Genomic DNA, 18,816 nt, shown 5'->3' on the forward strand with positions numbered 1-18,816 from the left:
CAGGCGGCAGCTAAGCCGCACTGAGGTTTTGTAGAGCTTTATCGGGCCTCATCGGTATCTACACAATTTTGCCGCAGCGCATAAACCCTGGCAGAGAGGGCTGTTGTGGCGAGCGGGCTTGCCCCGCGCTGGGCTGCGAAGCAGCCCCAAAACCAGCCGCTACGGAGTGTCTGATACATACTGGGGCTGCTTCGCAGCCCAGCGCGGGCGATGCGGCGTTCCGACAAGCCCGCTCGCCACAGGGGAGGTCGTCAGTGTCTGAAAGTTGTGTAAATACCGATGCTGCGATGGGGCCATCACTGACGACTCAAACCTCAGGCCAGAACGCCCGAATCCCCGCCACACCCTGCGCTCCGTTCTGCCAGGCCTTCTCCCGCTCGTCAGGCCCAACCCCACCCAACAGAAACACAGGCTTGCTGAAGCCCTTGATCAACTGCGCGGCCTCTTCCCAACCCAATGGTTGAGCATCAGGATGAGTCTGGGTCGGCTGCACCGGCGACAAAGTGACAAAGTCCACGTCCATCAATTCGGCCAATGCCAGCTCCTCGGCATTGTGGCAAGACGCCGCCAACCAGCGATCCTTGGGCAATGGCCGGCCTTTGCTGGCGTATTTGCGCAGTTGCGCCGAAGTCATGTGCCAGCCCGCCGCCGGGAAATCACCGAGCCATTCAAACGGCCCCTTAAGCATCAACTGTGCCTTGCCGGCACACAACCCCACGGCATCCACCGCCAGGTCGCGGTACTTGGGGTCATAGCCATTGGGGGCGCGCAATTGGATCAGCTTGATGCCACCGGCAATGGCTTTCTGGATACCGCGCAACAAAACTGGGGTTTCCAGTTCACCTGGGGTGATCAGGTAGTCAGCGGGCAAGCGCGCGGCAGCGACGATTGGCGCGTTGGCGGCTGGAAACTCGTAGTTCTGCAAGTCCCGTGGCGCCACCCATTCGAGGGGTTGCCCTTCTGCGCCATGGGGCTCGCCGGTAAACGCCGAGACCTCCCAGACATCCAGCAACACCTGCTTGTCCGGGTAATCATGCTGCACCTGGATCAACGGCCGCGCCGTGGTGACCTGGATACCCAGTTCCTCCTGCAGCTCTCGGCCCAGTGCGGTGAAAACCGATTCATCGGCCTCCACCTTGCCTCCGGGAAATTCCCAGAGGCCGCCCTGGTGCTGGGTATCTGCACGACGCGCCAGCAAAATCCGGCCATCGATACCGCGAATAACTGCGGCTGCTACATGAACTCGTTTCACGGTATTACGTCCTCTAAGCCGGCGTCTGCCGGGGCATTGCCAATGCCCCGGGCAGGTATCAAGTGCGGTATTCGGCGTTGATTTTCACGTATTCGTGGGACAGGTCGGTGGTCCAGATGGTTTCGCTGCACTCACCGCGTCCCAGTTCGATGCGGATGGTGATTTCTTCCTGCTGCATCACCGCCGAGCCCTGGGCTTCGGTGTAGGTTTCGGCACGGGCGCCACGGCTGGCGATGCACACATCACCGAGGAACACATCAATCTTGCTCACGTCCAGGTTCGGCACGCCGGCACGACCCACCGCTGCGAGGATCCGGCCCCAATTCGGGTCGGAGGCAAACAGCGCGGTCTTGATCAGCGGTGAGTGGGCCACGGTGTAGCCGACATCCAGGCATTCCTGGTGATTGCCGCCGCCATTGACTTCAACGGTGACGAACTTGGTCGCGCCTTCGCCATCACGCACAATGGCCTGGGCCACTTCCATGCACACTTCAAATACCGCCTGCTTCAACGCCGCGAACAGCGGGCCGTTGGAGGAGGTGATTTCCGGCAGGTTGGCTTTACCGGTGGCAATCAACATGCAGCTGTCGTTGGTCGAAGTGTCGCCGTCGATGGTGATGCGGTTGAACGACTTGTTGGCGCCATCGAGCATCAGGTTCTGCAGCACATCGCGGGAGACTTTGGCGTCAGTGGCGATGTAGCCGAGCATGGTCGCCATGTTCGGGCGGATCATGCCCGCACCTTTGCTGATGCCGGTCACGGTGACAGTCACGCCTTCATGCACGAACTGGCGGCTGGCGCCCTTGGGCAGAGTGTCGGTGGTCATGATCCCGGTGGCCGCGGCCGCCCAGTTATCCACCGACAGGTCGTCCAGCGCGGCCTGCAGGGCGCCTTCGATTTTTTCCACGGGCAACGGCTCGCCGATCACCCCGGTGGAGTACGGCAGCACCTGGCTGGCGTCCACCCCGGTCAACTCCGCCAGCTTGGCGCAAGTGCGCGCAGCCGCAGCCAGGCCAGGCTCGCCGGTACCGGCGTTGGCATTGCCGGTGTTGGTCAGCAAGTAGCGCACCGGACCTTCGACACGTTGCTTGGCGAGGATCACGGGGGCTGCGCAAAACGCGTTCAGGGTGAACACGCCAGCGATGGTCGAGCCTTCGGCACAGCGCATCACTACCACGTCCTTGCGCCCGGGGCGCTTGATACCGGCCGAAGCGATACCGAGTTCAAAACCGGCAACCGGGTGCAACGTGGGCAAAGGACCAAGACCAACAGCCATGAATGCGCTCCTTAACGATGTGATGTCTGCACCGTCGTCGTCGACGGTGAATAAATGGCAAAACGCCGCGACGGCTGATGCCGGTCGCGGCGCGGGGTATTGCAGCGTCAGGCAAAAATCTTAGTTGATCTCGCCATGGCAGTGTTTGAACTTCTTGCCCGAACCGCACCAGCATGGCTCGTTGCGACCCAGCTTCTGCTCGTTGCGCACAGGAGCCTGGGCCAGGGCCACATCGACCTCTTCACCCAACACTTCCGGCGACTCAAGGCCCGGCGCTTCGTCATGCTGGAACTGCATACGCGCGGCCAGGGCTTCGGCTTCCTGGCGCAGGCGGGCTTCTTCTTCGATCGGGTCTTCGCGACGCACCTGAACGTGGGACAACACACGAATCGAATCGCGCTTGATCGAATCCAGCAACTCGGAGAACAGCGTGAACGACTCGCGCTTGTACTCCTGCTTCGGGTTCTTCTGGGCGTAGCCACGCAGGTGGATACCGTGGCGCAGGTGGTCCATGGTTGACAGGTGGTCTTTCCACAGGTCGTCCAGCACACGCAGAACGATTTGCTTCTCGAAGGTGCGCAGTGCTTCGGCACTGGCTTGCTCTTCTTTCTCGTTGTACGCGGCCAGCAGTTCGGCCATCAGTTTTTCGCGCAGGGTTTCTTCGTACAGGTGATCGTCTTCGTCAAGCCATTGCTGGACCGGCAGGTCGACACCGAAGTCGCTCTTCAACGCAGCTTCCAGGCCGGCAACATCCCACTGCTCAGGCAGCGACTGTGGCGGGATATGGGCGCTGACGGTGGCGTTGAGCACGTCCTGGCGGAAGTCGGCAATGGTTTCGCCAATGTTGTCGGCGGCCAGCAACGTGTTACGCATGTGATAAATCACTTTACGCTGTTCGTTGTTGACGTCATCGAACTCCAGCAGTTGCTTACGAATATCGAAGTTGCGGCCTTCGACCTTGCGCTGGGCCTTTTCGATGGCGTTGGTCACCATGCGATGCTCGATCGCTTCGCCAGACTGCATGCCCAGGGCCTTCATGAAGTTCTTCACCCGGTCAGAGGCGAAGATGCGCATCAGGCTGTCTTCCAGGGACAGGTAGAAACGGCTGGAACCGGCGTCGCCCTGGCGACCGGCACGGCCACGCAGCTGGTTGTCGATACGGCGCGATTCGTGACGCTCGGACGCGATCACCTGCAAACCACCGGATTCCAGCACGGCCTGGTGGCGCTTCTGCCAGTCGGCCTTGATCTGGGCGATCTGCTCAGGCGTCGGGTTGTCCAGGGATGCCACTTCCACTTCCCAGTTACCGCCCAACAGGATGTCGGTACCACGACCGGCCATGTTGGTAGCGATGGTCAGTGCGCCTGGGCGACCGGCCTGGGCAATGATCTCGGCTTCTTTTTCGTGGAACTTGGCGTTGAGGACCTTGTGCTCGATACCTTCCTTGTTGAGCAGGTTCGACATGTGCTCGGAGGTTTCGATGGTTGCAGTACCCACCAGGACCGGACGGCCTTGGGCCATGCATTCCTTGATGTCGGCAACGATTGCAGCGTATTTCTCGTCGGCGGTCAGGAACACCAGGTCGTTGTAGTCTTTACGCGCCAGCGGCTTGTTTGGCGGGATGACCATCACCGACAGACCGTAGATCTGGTGGAATTCGAACGCTTCGGTGTCAGCAGTACCGGTCATGCCGGACAGCTTGTTGTACAGGCGGAAGTAGTTCTGGAAGGTGGTCGAGGCCAGCGTCTGGCTCTCGGCCTGGATGTTGAGCACTTCCTTGGCTTCGATGGCCTGGTGCAGGCCTTCGGACAAACGACGACCGGGCATGGTACGGCCAGTGTGTTCGTCGACCAGCACGACCTGGCCGTCCTGGACAATGTATTCGACGTTGCGATGGAACAGCTTGTGGGCGCGCAGGCCGGCATACACGTGGGTCAACAGGCCCAGGTTGTGTGCCGAGTACAGGCTTTCGCCTTCAGCCAGCAGGCCGATCTGGGTCAGCATCTCTTCGACGAACTGGTGACCGGCTTCGTTAAGCTCGACCTGGCGGGTCTTCTCGTCGATGGAGTAATGACCTTCTTTGGTCACGACGCCTTCCACTTCCTCGATATGTTGCTCAAGGCGCGGGATCAGCTTGTTGATTTCGGTGTACAGGCGCGAGCTGTCCTCGGCCTGGCCGGAGATGATCAGCGGAGTACGGGCTTCGTCGATGAGAATGGAGTCGACTTCGTCGATCACGGCAAAGTTGAGTTCACGCTGGAATTTTTCTTCCATGCTGAACGCCATGTTGTCGCGCAGGTAGTCGAAACCGAATTCGTTGTTGGTGCCGTAGGTGATGTCGGCGGCGTAGGCGGCACGCTTCTCTTCCGGCGGCTGGAACGGCGTTACCACGCCGACGGTCAGGCCGAGGAATTCATACAGCGGGCGCATCCAGTTGGCGTCCCGGCGAGCCAGGTAGTCGTTCACCGTCACAACGTGCACGCCCTTGCCGGACAGTGCGTTGAGGTAAACGCCCAGGGTTGCCACCAGGGTCTTGCCTTCACCGGTGCGCATTTCGGCAATCATGCCTTCATGCAAGGTCATGCCGCCGATCAACTGGACGTCGAAGTGGCGCATACCCATTACACGCTTACCGGCTTCGCGGGCGACCGCAAAGGCTTCGGGCAGCAGTTTGTCGAGGGTTTCACCTTTGGCTATGCGGGCCTTGAACTCTTCGGTCTTGGCGCGCAATTGCTCGTCCGACAAAGCAACCATCTGCTCTTCGAAGGCATTGACCAGCTGCACCGTCTTGAGCATGCGTTTGACTTCGCGCTCATTCTTGCTTCCAAAAAGTTTCTTTAACAAAGGCGCAAACATATCGGCAGGTTCTTCCACACATTAGGGATGAAGGGGCGCCCCGTAAGTCGCCCGAGCAGCCCTCACGGCCGCATGCGAACGAGCATTCTACCCGGAAACGAGGGTGAGGAAAGTGGCGTTGTTCCACGATGCAGGCACAGCGTTCCGGGAGGGCTTGTTTAAAATAAGGGCTTTTTGCTGACTTTCAACCCATTGGAGCGAGAAGTTACTTATTGATTTAATGGATAAACTGCTGACAAAGCAATGACCACAGTGCCGCACACACTTTCTGCTACCATGGCAGCTCTGTTACCTAAGGTGTCTAGACCATGGCATTTCGCCCTCTTACGGCCCGAGCTCCCGCCGTGCTGCTGCGCGAAGCCAAGCCTTTAAAAGCCATCTTCGGCCATGCCCAGCGCCTTGGCCACCTGCAACGCCTGCTGGAAAGCCAACTGCAACCGGCGGCCCGCGAGCACTGCCATGTAGCATCGTGGCGTGACGGTACGCTGCTGCTGATTGTCACAGATGGGCATTGGGCGACCCGCCTGCGCTATCAGCAAAAACGCTTGCAGCGCCAGCTCCAGGCATTTGAGGTCTTTGAGAGCCTGCTGCGCATCCAGTTCAAGGTCCAGCCTCCGACCGTGCAGCAAGGTGCGGTGGGGCATACCATGGATTTGTCGGTGAATGCCGCCGAAACCATCCAGGCGACAGCGGACGGCATTACCGATCCGAAGCTGCGCGCGGCGCTGGAGCGGTTGGCCGCACACGCCAAGCCCAAAACCTGAGAGCGGCACAACCTAATGTAGGAGCGAGCTTGCTCGCGATTGCGAGAGGTCAGTCGATACAGGTATCGACTGAAACTCCCTCATCGCGGGCAAGCCCGCTCCTACAGTTGATTCCATCTGCCGTAAGAACTACTTACGCTTGCTACCGCCCAGCAGAGAACCCAACAGCCCGCGCACCAATTGGCGGCCCATCTGATTGGCAGCCTGCTGCATCGCCGACTTCAAGGCCTTGCCCGCTGTAGTTCCCAGGAACGCCCCGGCCTTGTCAGTAAAACTCGGCTCTTCTGCGGCAGGCGCAGCACTCGCCTCCGGCCCCAGTTCCTTGCGCGCCATCAGCACTTCATAGGCCGACTCACGATCGACCGGCTTGTCGTAGCGCCCCAAGAGCGACGAACTGCCGATCAAGGCCGTGCGCTCAGCGGCGGTCAATGGCCCGATCCGCGATTGCGGCGGCGCTACCAGCACCCGCTGGACCACCTCGGGCGTGCCTTTTTCCTGCAGCGTGCCCACCAGCGCCTCACCGGTGCCCAGCTCGGTCAACACCGCCAGTGCATCGAATGCCGGATTCGGCCGAAAACCATCCGCCACCGCCCGCAGGGATTTCTGCTCCTTGGTGGTGAATGCCCGCAGGCCATGCTGGATACGCAAACCCAATTGGGCCAGCACGTTGTCCGGCAGATCGCCCGGCGACTGGGTGACAAAATACACACCCACCCCTTTCGAACGAATCAGCCGCACCACTTGCTCCAGACGGTCCTGCAAAGCCTTGGGCGTATCGGCAAACAGCAAATGCGCCTCGTCGAAAAACAGTGCCAGCAACGGCTTGTCGGCATCCCCGCGCTCCGGCAACTGCTCGAACAACTCCGCCTACAACCACAACAGGAACGTCGCATAGACCTTGGGCGACTCGTGCACCAGGCGGCTGGCGTCCAGCAGATGAATGCGCCCTCGCCCATCGCTGGCCGGTTGCAAAATATCTTCCAGCTGCAGCGCCGGCTCACCGAACAAAGCTTCGGCGCCCTGCTGTTCGAGCACCGCCAAGCGCCGCAGCAACGCCTGGCTGGAGCCGGTGGTCATCAGGGCGGCATCATCGCCCAGCAGTTCGGGGTGGAACTTGAGGTGGTTGAGCAGAGCCTTGAGGTCCTTGAGGTCCAGCAGCAGCAAGCCTTCGCGATCCGCCACTTTAAAGGCTGCATACAACGTCGACTGCTGGCTGTCGGTCAGTTCCAATAGACTGCCCAGCAGCAACGGGCCCATTTCGCTCAAGGTTGTACGAAGCGGATGACCGGACTGACCATGGATATCCCACAGCGTTACCGGATAAGCCTTAGGCGCGTAATTCAGGAACGGCATACCGGCAATACGCTCGGCCACCTTGCCCTGGGGGTTGCCTGCGGCGCCGAGGCCACACAGGTCACCCTTGATATCGGCGGCGAACACTGCGACGCCAGCATCACTGAACGCCTCCGCCAGCCGCTGCAGCGTCACAGTCTTGCCCGTGCCGGTGGCACCAGCGATCAAGCCATGGCGATTAGCCAGGCGCATGGCCTGGGCGATGGGCTGACCTTCGAGATCTGCGCCAATAAGAAGTTGCGAGGAGTCAGACATTTTGTCACCCATGGTTAATCTTTAGCGCTGCACGGTCGATACAGACAAAGCGAGAGACCCAAAAAGTCTAAAAAAGTTAGACCGGATAATTCCTGCAGGAGCAGATGGAAATATCACACTTTATTTAATGCTGCCATTTGCGCGTCTGCATAAAAGACGCGCCTCGGACACTAAGACCTTAGCGGACACGACGAGCCATGAATAAAAATCTGCGCTTCAGCCACAAAATCCTGCTTGCAGCCGCCCTTATCGTCATTGCCGCATTTGCGTTGTTCACGTTGTACAACGACTACCTGCAACGAAACGCAATTCGCGACGACCTCGACAGCTACCTGCATGAAATGGGCAGCGTGACTGCCAGCAATACCCAGAGTTGGCTGGCCGGGCGCATCGTCCTGGTGGAAAACGCCGCCCAGAACATCGCCATCAACTCCGAGCCGGCCGTGGTTGCCAGCCTGCTGGAGCAGAAAGCCCTGACGTCATCGTTCATGGCCACCTACCTGGGCGACAGCAAAGGCGGCTTCACCATTCGCCCCGATGCGAAGATGCCCGACGGCTTCGATCCCCGCGTGCGCCCCTGGTACAAAGGCGCCCAGACCAGCAACGGCTCGACCCTGACCGAACCTTATATCGATGCAGCCACCGGCCAGTTGATTATTTCCATCGCCACCCCCAGCAGCAAGGCTGGGCAAAGTGTCGGTGTGGTCGGCGGCGACCTGAGCCTGCAAACCCTGGTGGACAACATCGGCGCGCTGAGCTTCGGTGGCATGGGCTACGCGTTCCTGGTCAGTGCCGACGGCAAGATCCTGGTACACCCGGATAAAAGCCTGGTGATGAAAACCCTGGGCGAGGCGTACCCGAACCAGGCCATCAAGATCAGTGCCGACTTCAGCGAAATCGAGGTTGATGGCAAAACCCGCATTGTCACCTTCGCCCCGATCAAGGGTTTGCCGTCGGTGAACTGGTATATCGGTCTGTCGGTAGATAAAGACAAATCCTTCGCCATGCTCAGCGAATTCCGCACCTCGGCCATCATTGCCACCGTGATAGCCGTAGCGATCATCATCGCGCTGCTAGGCATGCTGATCCGTGTGCTGATGCAGCCGCTGTACGTAATGACCCGCGCCATGGAAGACATCGCCGATGGCGAAGGCGACCTGACGCGCCGCCTGACTATCCAGAACCATGACGAATTCGGCATCCTCGGCAAAGCCTTCAACCGCTTTGTGGAGCGGATTCATACCTCGATTCGCGAAGTATCTTCCGCCACCGGCCAGGTCAATGAAGTGGCACTGCGCGTGGTCAGCGCCTCCAACTCGTCGATGGTCAATTCCGACGAACAGGCCAACCGCACCAACAGCGTCGCGGCAGCAATCAACCAGTTGGGCGCCGCCGCCCAGGAAATCGCCCGTAACGCCGCCCAGGCCTCGCACCAGGCCAGCGATGCACGGCACCTGGCCGAAGATGGCCAGCAAGTGGTGGAGCGCAATATCAAGGCCATGACACAGCTGTCCGAAATGATCAGCGCCTCGAGCAGCAATATCGAGGCGCTCAACAGTAAGACGGTGAATATCGGGCAGATTCTCGAAGTGATCACCAGTATTTCCCAGCAAACCAACCTGCTGGCGCTCAACGCCGCCATTGAGGCTGCGCGCGCCGGGGAAGCCGGCCGTGGGTTTGCGGTGGTGGCAGACGAGGTGCGCAACCTGGCCCATCGCACGCAAGAATCGGCGCAACAGGTACAAAAGATGATCGAGGAGCTGCAAGTCGGCGCTCGGGACTCGGTCAGCACCATGAGCGAAAGCCAACGCCATAGCCTCGACAGCGTAGAAATCGCCAACCTGGCAGGTGAACGCTTGAGCAGCGTGACCCAGCGTATCGGTGAAATCGACGGCATGAACCAATCGGTGGCTACCGCGACCGAGGAGCAGACCTCGGTGGTTGAATCGATCAACATCGATATCACCGAAATCAATACGCTCAACCAGGAAGGCGTGGAAAACCTGCAGTCCACCCTGCGCGCCTGCTCCGACCTTGAGCAGCAAGCGGCACGCCTGAAACAACTGGTGGGGAGTTTCCGTATCTAAACCGGAGTACAGCGCAAATCAACTGTGGGAACCGGGGCTCGACCTCTCCTACATTCAACCTGCGTTGTTTCTGTCAGGGCCGGGCTTGTCGTGCGGCTCTGACTCTTCCTGCAACTGCTCCCACAACCGGGCGGCGCCGGGAAAATCCGTGCCGTCCTCGGCATCCAAGTCATCCGGGTCATAGCGGCTCAAACACCCTTCGCCCAAGGTAGCGGGCGCCTTGGACGTGGCTTTATCCAGGGGATCACTCATCGTTGGATCCTCATCGCTGACACAAATAAAAAGGGCCTGGGTGATTTAACGCCCAGGCCCTTTTTGCTTCAACTAAAAACAGTCGGTCAGAACACCACGGTCTTGTTGCCGTGTACCAGCACGCGGTCTTCCAGGTGATAGCGCAGGCCGCGGGCCAGGACCATCTTCTCGACGTCGCGGCCGAAGCGCACCATGTCTTCAATACTGTCGCTGTGGCTGACGCGGACCACGTCCTGTTCGATGATAGGACCGGCGTCCAGCTCCTCGGTGACATAGTGGCACGTTGCGCCGATCAGCTTCACGCCGCGCAGGGAGGCTTGGTGATACGGCTTGGCGCCGACAAACGACGGCAGGAAGCTGTGGTGAATGTTGATCACCTTGCCTGCATATTCGCGGCACAGCTCCGGCGGCAGGATCTGCATGTAGCGCGCCAGTACCACGACGTCCGCTTGATGCTGCTCGACCAGGCGCGAGACTTCGGTGAAGGCCGGCTGTTTGTTCTGCGAGTCGACCGGCACGTGGTAGTAAGGAATACCGTGCCACTCAACCATGCTGCGCAGGTCGTCGTGGTTGGAAATCACGCAGGCGATTTCGCAGTCCAGCTCATCGCTGTGCCAGCGGTGCAGCAAGTCCGCCAGGCAATGGGACTCGCGGCTGGCCATCAGCACCACACGTTTTTTCTGCTCGGTGTCGGTAATGCGCCATGTCATCGAAAACTCTTCGGCGATGGGCGCAAACGCCTCGCGAAATGCCTCAAGACCAAAGGGCAGCGTGTCGGCACGAATTTCGTGACGCATGAAAAACCAACCACTGAGATTGTCCGAGTGATGACTCGCTTCGGTGATCCAGCCGTTGTGGGAGGCCAGAAAGTTACTGACTTTAGCGACGATACCAACCCGATCCGGGCAGGCAATCACCAGACGAAAAGTGCGCATTAGGGGCAAACTCCAGAACTTCGCAAAGGCCGCCATTCTAGCGATACCGTAGAAAAACTGCAGTATTCCTCAACGCTTATTCGAGCGATTGCTGGCGGTATCCCTAAATAGCGTACGGTTTTTACCCCAGCACTATGTCAACACAAGCATCTGTTACCGCAATAAGCCAAGATCTAATGAGAATATCTTTAGCCGGTCGAGCGCACTAAATAATGCACTCAGCGTCTCTGACTACAAACGTTCAAAGTAAATTACATAAAACAGAGCTTAAATGTTTACTTGGGGAAACTGTCTGACTATTATTAGGCCACTATCCCTGTCCCTCAGCGCCCCGCATAAGGTAGTCCACATGTCCCTGATCAACGAATACCGTGCCACCGAAGAAGCTATCAAAGAGCTGCAAGCCCGTTTGAAGAATCTGTCCCAAGACGACAAACTGCAAACCGAGCTGGAATTCGAAGGCAAATTGCGCACCCTGATGGGTGAATACTCCAAATCCCTGCGTGACATCATCGCGCTGCTGGATCCGGAATCGAAAGTTAAAGCACCTCGCGGCGCAGTAAAAGTTACCGGCACCAAGCGCGCCCGTAAGGTCAAGCAATACAAAAACCCGCACAACGGTGAAGTGATTGAAACCAAAGGTGGCAATCACAAGACTCTGAAAGAGTGGAAAGCCAAGTGGGGCGGTGACGTGGTTGAAGGCTGGGCCACCCTGCTGGGCTAAGGCTCGCTGGGTCGTCACCTGATTCGCGACACAATAAAAAACGCCAGCTTGCTGGCGTTTTTTATTGCCCGCTGTTTATCAAGCGCTGATTACAGGCTCAGGCGCTGACGTAAAGCATCAGCATATTGCTGCCATTCATCCAGTACCTGACGCTGAAACGTTGTAGCACTAACGTCCAATTCAAGCCTGGCCTTATTAAAACTCTCCAGGGTATTGGGCGCACCGTAATCCGCGTCTGACAAGCGTTGCTGACAGAATAGTTTCCAGCGTTGTTGCTCTTCGTCATCCAAGGTGTACGCAAAGTTACGGGCACGATAGCGAAACAATAATTCCGGCAAACGATGATCATCAAAAGGCCACTGCTGGCGTGCTAGTTGCGCAGGTTCGGCAGCCCGGACTTGTTCACATAAACGCCGATCACGATCGCCAATAAAACCATCGTAGAGCTGTTGTTCCGGATCGGCGGTTGCGGCGAAATCTTCTTCGGCATAAATCGCCGGCAATTTATCCCGCCAAAGTTCCTGTGCGTCAGTTAGCCGCAGCGCCCGGGCCTGATATTCACCCATGTCCAGATTCAAACGCTGCTGGTCTTGCGCCCGCAACACACTCAGCGGTGCGACCACCGGGCAGCGGTTGATGTGGACTAATTTGAGCGGCACCGGCAACTCGCCTTCAGCCAACTCATCGCGCCGGGTGTACAGACGCTGGCGCAGTGTTTCGGCATCCAGGTCCAGCAATCCCTGTGGGTCTAGCCCCAGGTCACAGACGATCAACGCGTTGCGATTGCGCGGATGCCACGCCAACGGCAGGACCACCCCCAGGTAATGGCGCTCGGCGGAAAAACGCCCGGAAATATGCACCATGGGCTGCAACAGGCGAATTTGATCCATGACCCGCTGTTTGCTGCGCAGTTGAAACAGCCAATCGTACAACTTCGGTTGTTTTTCCCGGACCAGGCGCGCCAATGCGATGGTGGCACGCACGTCGGCCAATGCCTCGTGGGCCTGGCCATGGTCGATCCCATTGGCCGCCGTCAGGCGCTCCAGCTTGAGGGTCACGCGCCCGTCCTGCTCGGGCCAGACGATGCCATCGGGCCGCAAGGCATAGGCCGTGCGCAGCACGTCGATCAAATCCCAACGGCTGTTGCCGCCCTGCCATTCCCGCGCATAGGGGTCGAAGAAATTGCGATACAGACTGTAGCGGGTCATTTCATCGTCGAAGCGCAGGGTGTTATAGCCCGCGCCGCAGGTGCCGGGGGCCGCCAGCTCGGCATGCACGCGCGTCATGAAGTCGGCTTCGGCCAGGCCTTTTTCCGCCAGTTGGCCGGGGGTAATGCCCGTGATCATGCACGCCGCGGGGTGCGGCAGGATATCGTCGCTGGGCTGGCAATAGAGGTTGACCGGCGGCCCTATCTCATTGAGGTCAAGGTCGGTGCGAATCCCGGCGACCTGCAGCGGGCGGTCGCTGCGTGGGTTGATGCCAGTGGTTTCATAGTCGTACCAGAAGATCGAGGTCACGGGCTATTCCTGTGCTGAAGACCGACAAAGTCTAGGCGCTGGACGCCGCCCGGGGCCAGCGCAACGTGCACTGGATAAACATTCAGTGAAACCTTGGCGCATTTTCAGGTGTTACTTCCATCGACGACACTGCTAGCATCGGCCTCTCAATTTGCCGGCCACCCCAGAAGGTCGCCCATGCCCAGCCACACCGCACTGCCAGGGAACGCAATGCCCACCGCCCCATTGGACACTCGCTACCAGATCGAGACCCCGGAAGGTATAGACCTGCCCTTGCGCCCCGCCGGGCTGATGCCCAGGGCACTGGCATTCGGTTTCGACCTGGGACTGCGCGGCCTGATCCTCGGCATCCTGTTCATCGCCCTGGCGTTTCTCGGCAACCTGGGCATCGGCCTCGGCTCGATCCTGCTGTTTTTCGTCAGTTGGTGGTACATGGTGCTCTTCGAAGTGCTCAACCAAGGCTGTTCACCGGGCAAGCAGGTCATGGGGCTGCGCGTGGTGCAGGATGACGGCACGCCCATTGGCTGGTCCGCGTCCTTGATCCGCAACCTGCTGCGTTTTGTCGATATGTTGCCGTTCGGCTACTTCCTCGGTGCCATCAGTTGCCTGCAACATCCCCACTTCAAGCGCCTGGGTGATATCGCAGCCGGTACCCTGGTTGTTTACCGCGAACAGCCCCTGGCTCGCCCCCAGTTGCCCCTGGCCCCGGCCTTGCGCCTGCCCTTTGCCCTTGAGTTGAACGAGCAGCGCGCAATCCTGGGTTTTGCCGAGCGCCAGGGTGAACTGTCCGCCGAGCGGACCCATGAGCTGGCGGCGATTCTGGCCACGCCCTTGCAGGTTTCCCCGGCACGCGCCGTGGAACAGCTCAATGGCGTGGCCCGCGGCCTGCTGGGGCCGACATGAAACAAAGCCTGTTCGAAACCCGTCACCAGCCGCACTGGCAAGCCTTTGCCGCGCAACTGGCACTGCTTGAACAAGGCAAGGCCAAGGCCCACGACCTGACGCGCTTCCCCCATGATTACCGACGCCTGTGCCAACATTTGGCGCTGGCGCAGGAGCGCGGCTACAGCAGCTACCTGGTAGACCCGCTGCAACAACTGGCCCTGCGCGGCCATCAACAGCTGTACCGCCATCGCAGCCAGCTCGGCGCCAAGACCTTGAGCTTCCTGCTGGCCGACTTTCCCCGAACGGTGCGCGAGCAATGGCGCTTCGTGCTGGTGGCCAGCCTGTTGTTCTTTGGCAGCCTGGTCGGCATTGGCCTGCTGGTCTATCTGTTCCCCGACTTGATCTACACCATCGTCAGTACCGAGCAAGTGACCGAGATGCAAGGCATGTACGACCCCGACGCCAGTCGCCTGGGGCGCGCGGCCGAGCGGGCATCGAGTGAGGACTGGATGATGTTCGGCTACTACGTCATGCACAACATCGGCATTGCATTCCAGACCTTCGCCGGCGGCTTGCTGTTCGGCCTGGGCAGCGTGTTTTTCCTGTTTTTCAATGGCCTGATGATCGGGGCCGTTGCCGGGCACCTGACACAAATCGGCTACGGGCAGACCTTCTGGTCCTTTGTCATCGGCCATGGGGCCTTCGAACTGACAGCCATTGCCCTGGCCGGCGCGGCAGGCCTGCAGCTGGGCTGGGCGTTGATCGCTCCGGGAGCGTTGCCCCGGGGTGAGTCATTGCGGCTGGCAGCCCGCAAGAGCGTGCAAATGATCTGCGGCGTGATGGTATTGCTGCTTATCGCAGCTTTTATAGAAGCCTATTGGTCCTCCACCACCGCCGTGCAGCCCTGGGGCAAATACCTGGTGGGCGCTTCACTCTGGGCGCTGGTGATCGCCTATCTGGTATTCGCCGGCAGGAGTCGTCATGCGCCTGAGTGACGCCAGCGTGGTGATTCGTCCTCGCTCCTCGTGGGAAGCCATGGACCTGGGGGTATTACTGGCCCGTAAGCACCGCGTGCTCTTGATGAGCAGTTGGGCCCTGGTGAGCCTGCCAATCTTTATTCTGATCAGCGTAGTGCTGTGGGATTACCCGTCTGTAGCCGTGCTGGTGTTCTGGTGGTTGAAACCGGCCTTTGAGCGCTTGCCGCTGTACATCCTGTCCAAGGCGCTGTTTGGCCAGACGCCCACGCTCAAACAGGCACTGCGCCAATGGCCGCACCTGCTCAAGGGGCAACTGCTGGCCAGCCTGACCTGGAGGCGCTTTAGCCTCAGTCGCAGCTTTACCATGCCCGTGGTGCAACTCGAAGGCCTCGCAGGCCTGGCCCGTCAACAACGGTTGGGGATCCTGCAACAGCGCAACGCTGGCGCGGCGCGCTGGCTGACGCTGATCGGCATTCACCTGGAAACGGCGTTATGGGTTGGCTTGATGGCGCTGTTCTACCTGTTCCTGCCACAACAGGTAGAACTGGACTGGGACTGGCAACAGTTGGCGCTGGCCAGCAGCCAGGATTGGCTATGGCTGGAGCACCTGAGCAATGCCTTCTACGCCCTGATCCTGGTGTTCTGGGAGCCCATCTACGTGGCGTGTGGATTCAGCCTCTACCTCAACCGGCGTACGGTGCTCGAAGCCTGGGACCTGGAGTTGGTGTTCCGCCGCCTGCGCCAGCGCCTGGAAGCAGCAGTGGCCGTCCTGCTGCTGGCGGTCGGCCTGCTCGTGATCGCGCCAACACCCCAGGCCATGGCCAATCCACCGGTCGACTCGAAACCATTGAGCACGCCGCAAGCCAGCCAATCGATCAAGCACCTGCTGGAACAACCCCCGTTCAAGAATCCGGAAACCGTCACCCGCTACCGTTTCGGCGAGGACCAGGGCGCCAACAAAACCAAGCCCGGCGCCGATGCCAAGTTGCCTGCCTGGCTTGAATCCTTTCTGGACAACCTCAACAGCGACACATTCAAGTCCCTGGCCCTGGTGATGGAGGTACTGCTCTGGGGCCTGCTGATCGCCGGCATTACCCTGCTCGCCTGGCGTTATCGCGACTGGCTGCAGGCCTTTGTCAGCCGTCGCCGCGCCCCGCGGCCCAAGGCGGAGCAGCCCGTGCCGTCCCAGCTGTTCGGCCTGGACATGGGCGTGGCAACCCTGCCCACAGACATTGCCGGTGCCGCCGAACAACTGTGGGCCACCAAGCCCCGCGAAGCCCTTGGCCTGCTGTATCGCGGCCTGCTCAGCCGGCTGCTGCATGACTTCAACCTGCCACTGAAAAACGCCGACACCGAAGGCCAGGTCCTGGAACGTGTGCGCCACTTGCAGCAGCCGCAATTGCTGGCATTCAGCGACGACCTGACCCGGCACTGGCAAAACCTCGCCTACGGCCATCGCGTACCGCCTGCCCTGGCCCAGCAACAGCTCTGCGCAGATTGGCGCAGCTTGTTCGACAGCGAGGCCGCACGATGAACCGGCCGCTGATCTGGTTCGCGCTGATCCTGGCTTGCCTGCTGACAGCCGGGGGCTTCTACGCCTGGCACAAGGCGATTCCCTACAACGAAGTGGTCGACCGCGGGCCGTCACCCGAAGCCCAGGCCAACCCCTATCTGGCGGCAGAGCACTTCCTGGGCCAGCAAGGCCTGGCCGTCGAACATGCCCTCAGCCTGGAGCGCCTGGCCACCCTGCCCGCCAAGGGCACCAGCCTGCTGTTGCTCAGCGAGCGCAGCAACATGACCCCGCACCAGGTCGACCAACTGCTGGAGTGGACCCAGGCCGGCGGCCATCTGCTGTTGGTGGCCGAAGCCATATGGGATGAAGAAACCCAGGACAGCGGCGACCTGCTGCTTGATCGCCTGCAGTTGCGCCAGGCCTTCAGCGATGACTTCGATCAGCCGCCCAGCGCCCGCAAGGGCAAGAAACCTGACCTGACACGCCTGTATGTCGATAACGAAACCGCACCGGCGTTTTTCAGTTTCGACACGGACTACACCCTGATCGACCCCAGGCACCTGGCCCAGTTTTCGGCCAACAGCGCCAAGTCCAGTCACCTGATGCAACTCAATCTCGGGCATGGCCGCGTGACCGTGATCACCGACAGCGAGCTGTGGAAGACCCCGGCCATCGGCTTGCACGACAACGCCTGGCTGCTCTGGTACCTGACCCAGGGCAGCGATGTAACCCTGCTGTCCAACACCGACGTCGAAAACCTGTTCAGCCTGTTGCTGCGGTATTTCCCCCAGGCCCTGGTGGCACTTGCCGCCCTGATTCTGCTGGGGTTGTGGCGTGCCGGCATACGCCTGGGGCCGATCCGGGCGCCCGCCCCGAAAGCCCGCCGCCAATTACAGGAACACCTGAATGCCAGTGGCGATTTCCTGCTGCGCCGCAGCGGGCAAAACAGCCTGTTGCAAGCCTTGCAGCGTGACATCCTGCGCACCGCGCGTCGCCACCACCCCGGACTCGAGCAACTGGATACCGACGGCCAACGGCAGGTACTTGAACGCCTGACCCGCCAACCGTCTTCAATTATCAGCCAGGCCCTCGGCCCTCTCCCGGCAAAGCGGCTCTCCAGCGCCGACTTCAGCCGCCAGGTGGCTTGCCTGCAAACCCTCAGGAATGCCCTATGAGCGACTCTCCAGTGGATGTATCCACCCCCCTAGACATCGGGCGAGCCACCCAACTGGCCCAGGCTTTGCGCACCGAGCTGCGCAAAGCGGTGATTGGCCAGGATGCGGTGATCGATGACGTACTGACTGCGCTGATCGCCGGCGGCCATGTGCTGCTCGAAGGGGTTCCGGGCCTGGGCAAGACCTTGCTGGTACGCGCCCTGGCCCGCTGCTTTGACGGCGACTTCGCGCGCATCCAGTTCACCCCGGACCTGATGCCCAGTGATGTTACAGGCCACGCCGTGTACGACTTGCACACCGAGCAGTTCAAGCTGCGCAAGGGCCCCTTGTTCACCCACCTGCTGCTGGCGGACGAGATCAACCGGGCCCCGGCGAAAACCCAGGCCGCCTTGCTCGAAGCCATGCAGGAACGCCAGGTCACTCTGGAGGGTGAGGCCCTGCCCATCGGCCAACCCTTTATTGTGCTGGCCACCCAGAACCCCATCGAACAGGAAGGCACTTACCCGCTACCGGAGGCTGAACTCGACCGTTTCATGCTCAAGGTACGCATGGACTACCCTGACGCCCAGCAAGAGTTGGAGATGGTGCGTGAAGTAACCCGCTCCGCCCGCGCCGACATGCTCGACGTACAGCCACTGCGCACCGTGCTCCAGGCCGAAGATGTGCTGATGCTGCAGCAGGTCGCCAGTGAGTTGGCCCTGGATGAACAGGTGCTTGACTACGCCGTGCGCCTGGCACGCACCACCCGCACTTGGCCCGGCCTGGCCCTTGGCGCCGGTCCCCGCGCCTCCATAGCCCTGGTGCGAGGTGCCCGCGCCCGTGCGTTGCTGCGTGGTGGCGAGTTCGTGATCCCGGACGACATAAAGAGCTGCGCGCTGGCGGTGTTGCGCCATCGGGTACGCATCGCCCCGGAGCTGGATATCGAAGGTCTGGAAGTCGATCAGGTGCTTGCCCAGTTGCTCGACCAAGTGCCGGCGCCGCGACAGTGACTTGCC

General features: G+C 60.3%; 14 protein-coding genes and 2 pseudogenes. 9 read left to right on the forward strand and 7 right to left on the reverse strand.

Translation table 11 applies throughout. From position 1 onward, the window contains the following. Positions 1-307: 307 nt before the first annotated feature. From FIV38_RS27850 to secA, 3 genes are all read right to left on the reverse strand, one after another. The gene (locus FIV38_RS27850) at positions 308-1,252 is read right to left on the reverse strand and encodes a Nudix family hydrolase (protein WP_029295488.1); all 945 of its coding nucleotides are present in this window, start codon (positions 1,250-1,252) and stop codon (positions 308-310) included. 58 nt (positions 1,253-1,310) lie between these two features. Continuing rightward, on the reverse strand, positions 1,311-2,528 hold the full coding sequence (argJ, locus tag FIV38_RS27855; protein WP_092237841.1) for a bifunctional glutamate N-acetyltransferase/amino-acid acetyltransferase ArgJ: 1,218 nt from the start codon (positions 2,526-2,528) through the stop codon (positions 1,311-1,313). A 120-nt stretch (positions 2,529-2,648) separates the two neighbouring features. Continuing rightward, positions 2,649-5,384 carry a preprotein translocase subunit SecA gene (gene secA, locus FIV38_RS27860; protein ID WP_029295483.1) on the reverse strand — a complete coding sequence of 912 codons (2,736 nt, stop codon included), beginning with the start codon at positions 5,382-5,384 and terminating at the stop codon, positions 2,649-2,651. 308 nt (positions 5,385-5,692) lie between these two features. On the opposite strand from secA, the gene FIV38_RS27865 reads away from it, so the two are divergent. Then, a complete protein-coding gene (locus tag FIV38_RS27865; RefSeq protein WP_029295480.1) occupies positions 5,693-6,148 on the forward strand; it encodes a DUF721 domain-containing protein in 456 nt (151 codons plus the stop codon). Between the two features lie 129 nt (positions 6,149-6,277). Here FIV38_RS27865 and FIV38_RS27870 read toward each other — a convergent pair. Beyond that, positions 6,278-7,756 (reverse strand): annotated as a pseudogene (locus FIV38_RS27870) (helicase HerA-like domain-containing protein). Positions 7,757-7,953: 197 nt separating this feature from the next. On the opposite strand from FIV38_RS27870, the pseudogene FIV38_RS31065 reads away from it, so the two are divergent. Then, a pseudogene (locus FIV38_RS31065) lies at positions 7,954-8,985 on the forward strand (cache domain-containing protein); the annotation flags it as partial. A gap of 93 nt (positions 8,986-9,078) precedes the next feature. Continuing rightward, positions 9,079-9,843, forward strand: coding sequence for a methyl-accepting chemotaxis protein (locus FIV38_RS31070; RefSeq protein WP_371923390.1), 765 nt, complete (start codon positions 9,079-9,081; stop codon positions 9,841-9,843). Between the two features lie 54 nt (positions 9,844-9,897). Here FIV38_RS31070 and FIV38_RS27880 read toward each other — a convergent pair whose 3' ends face one another. Together FIV38_RS27880 and purU are read right to left on the reverse strand one after the other, a co-directional pair. Then, complete coding sequence (locus tag FIV38_RS27880) at positions 9,898-10,095, reverse strand: hypothetical protein (protein ID WP_029295474.1); 198 nt, start codon at positions 10,093-10,095, stop codon at positions 9,898-9,900. An 86-nt stretch (positions 10,096-10,181) separates the two neighbouring features. Then, positions 10,182-11,030 (reverse strand): formyltetrahydrofolate deformylase, encoded by an 849-nt coding sequence (purU, locus tag FIV38_RS27885; RefSeq protein ID WP_029295472.1) that lies wholly within the window; start codon positions 11,028-11,030, stop codon positions 10,182-10,184. A gap of 349 nt (positions 11,031-11,379) precedes the next feature. Between purU and mvaT the strand changes: the two genes are divergently transcribed. Then, a complete protein-coding gene (gene mvaT / locus FIV38_RS27890; protein ID WP_029295469.1) occupies positions 11,380-11,754 on the forward strand; it encodes a histone-like nucleoid-structuring protein MvaT in 375 nt (124 codons plus the stop codon). Between the two features lie 89 nt (positions 11,755-11,843). Here mvaT and sbcB read toward each other — a convergent pair whose 3' ends face one another. Then, complete coding sequence (gene sbcB, locus FIV38_RS27895) at positions 11,844-13,271, reverse strand: exodeoxyribonuclease I (RefSeq protein WP_092237847.1); 1,428 nt, start codon at positions 13,269-13,271, stop codon at positions 11,844-11,846. A 210-nt stretch (positions 13,272-13,481) separates the two neighbouring features. Here sbcB and FIV38_RS27900 point away from each other — a divergent pair, with 210 nt between their 5' ends. Genes FIV38_RS27900 through FIV38_RS27920 form a run of 5 tightly spaced genes read left to right on the forward strand, consistent with a single transcriptional unit; the run spans position 13,482 to position 18,810 of the window. Beyond that, positions 13,482-14,174 carry an RDD family protein gene (locus FIV38_RS27900; RefSeq protein ID WP_092237850.1) on the forward strand — a complete coding sequence of 231 codons (693 nt, stop codon included), beginning with the start codon at positions 13,482-13,484 and terminating at the stop codon, positions 14,172-14,174. Then, on the forward strand, positions 14,171-15,151 hold the full coding sequence (locus FIV38_RS27905; RefSeq protein ID WP_029295464.1) for a stage II sporulation protein M: 981 nt from the start codon (positions 14,171-14,173) through the stop codon (positions 15,149-15,151). Before FIV38_RS27900 ends, FIV38_RS27905 begins: the two co-directional genes overlap by 4 nt. Further along, positions 15,138-16,667 (forward strand): DUF4129 domain-containing protein, encoded by a 1,530-nt coding sequence (locus tag FIV38_RS27910; RefSeq protein ID WP_092237853.1) that lies wholly within the window; start codon positions 15,138-15,140, stop codon positions 16,665-16,667. The genes FIV38_RS27905 and FIV38_RS27910 overlap by 14 nt, the downstream gene beginning before the upstream one ends. Beyond that, positions 16,664-17,821 carry a DUF4350 domain-containing protein gene (locus FIV38_RS27915; protein ID WP_092237856.1) on the forward strand — a complete coding sequence of 386 codons (1,158 nt, stop codon included), beginning with the start codon at positions 16,664-16,666 and terminating at the stop codon, positions 17,819-17,821. Before FIV38_RS27910 ends, FIV38_RS27915 begins: the two co-directional genes overlap by 4 nt. Beyond that, entirely contained in the window at positions 17,818-18,810 is a 993-nt protein-coding gene (locus FIV38_RS27920; RefSeq protein ID WP_092237859.1) for an AAA family ATPase, read from the forward strand. Before FIV38_RS27915 ends, FIV38_RS27920 begins: the two co-directional genes overlap by 4 nt. The last annotated feature ends 6 nt before the right edge of the window (positions 18,811-18,816 follow it).

It is taken from the genome of Pseudomonas proteolytica (assembly GCF_007858275.1).
GTDB lineage: Bacteria > Pseudomonadota > Gammaproteobacteria > Pseudomonadales > Pseudomonadaceae > Aquipseudomonas > Aquipseudomonas proteolytica.

Excerpts from the sequence above, each read along its gene's own strand:
- FIV38_RS27900 (WP_092237850.1), top strand. The coding sequence starts at position 13,482 with ATGCCCACCGCCCCATTGGACACTCGCTACCAGATCGAGACCCCGGAA.
- FIV38_RS27905 (WP_029295464.1), top strand. The coding sequence starts at position 14,171 with ATGAAACAAAGCCTGTTCGAAACCCGTCACCAGCCGCACTGGCAAGCC.
- secA (WP_029295483.1), bottom strand. The coding sequence starts at position 5,384 with ATGTTTGCGCCTTTGTTAAAGAAACTTTTTGGAAGCAAGAATGAGCGC.
- FIV38_RS27910 (WP_092237853.1), top strand. The coding sequence starts at position 15,138 with ATGCGCCTGAGTGACGCCAGCGTGGTGATTCGTCCTCGCTCCTCGTGG.
- FIV38_RS27865 (WP_029295480.1), top strand. The coding sequence starts at position 5,693 with ATGGCATTTCGCCCTCTTACGGCCCGAGCTCCCGCCGTGCTGCTGCGC.
- argJ (WP_092237841.1), bottom strand. The coding sequence starts at position 2,528 with ATGGCTGTTGGTCTTGGTCCTTTGCCCACGTTGCACCCGGTTGCCGGT.
- FIV38_RS27920 (WP_092237859.1), top strand. The coding sequence starts at position 17,818 with ATGAGCGACTCTCCAGTGGATGTATCCACCCCCCTAGACATCGGGCGA.
- mvaT (WP_029295469.1), top strand. The coding sequence starts at position 11,380 with ATGTCCCTGATCAACGAATACCGTGCCACCGAAGAAGCTATCAAAGAG.
- FIV38_RS31070 (WP_371923390.1), top strand. The coding sequence starts at position 9,079 with ATGGTCAATTCCGACGAACAGGCCAACCGCACCAACAGCGTCGCGGCA.
- FIV38_RS27915 (WP_092237856.1), top strand. The coding sequence starts at position 16,664 with ATGAACCGGCCGCTGATCTGGTTCGCGCTGATCCTGGCTTGCCTGCTG.
- purU (WP_029295472.1), bottom strand. The coding sequence starts at position 11,030 with ATGCGCACTTTTCGTCTGGTGATTGCCTGCCCGGATCGGGTTGGTATC.
- FIV38_RS27880 (WP_029295474.1), bottom strand. The coding sequence starts at position 10,095 with ATGAGTGATCCCCTGGATAAAGCCACGTCCAAGGCGCCCGCTACCTTG.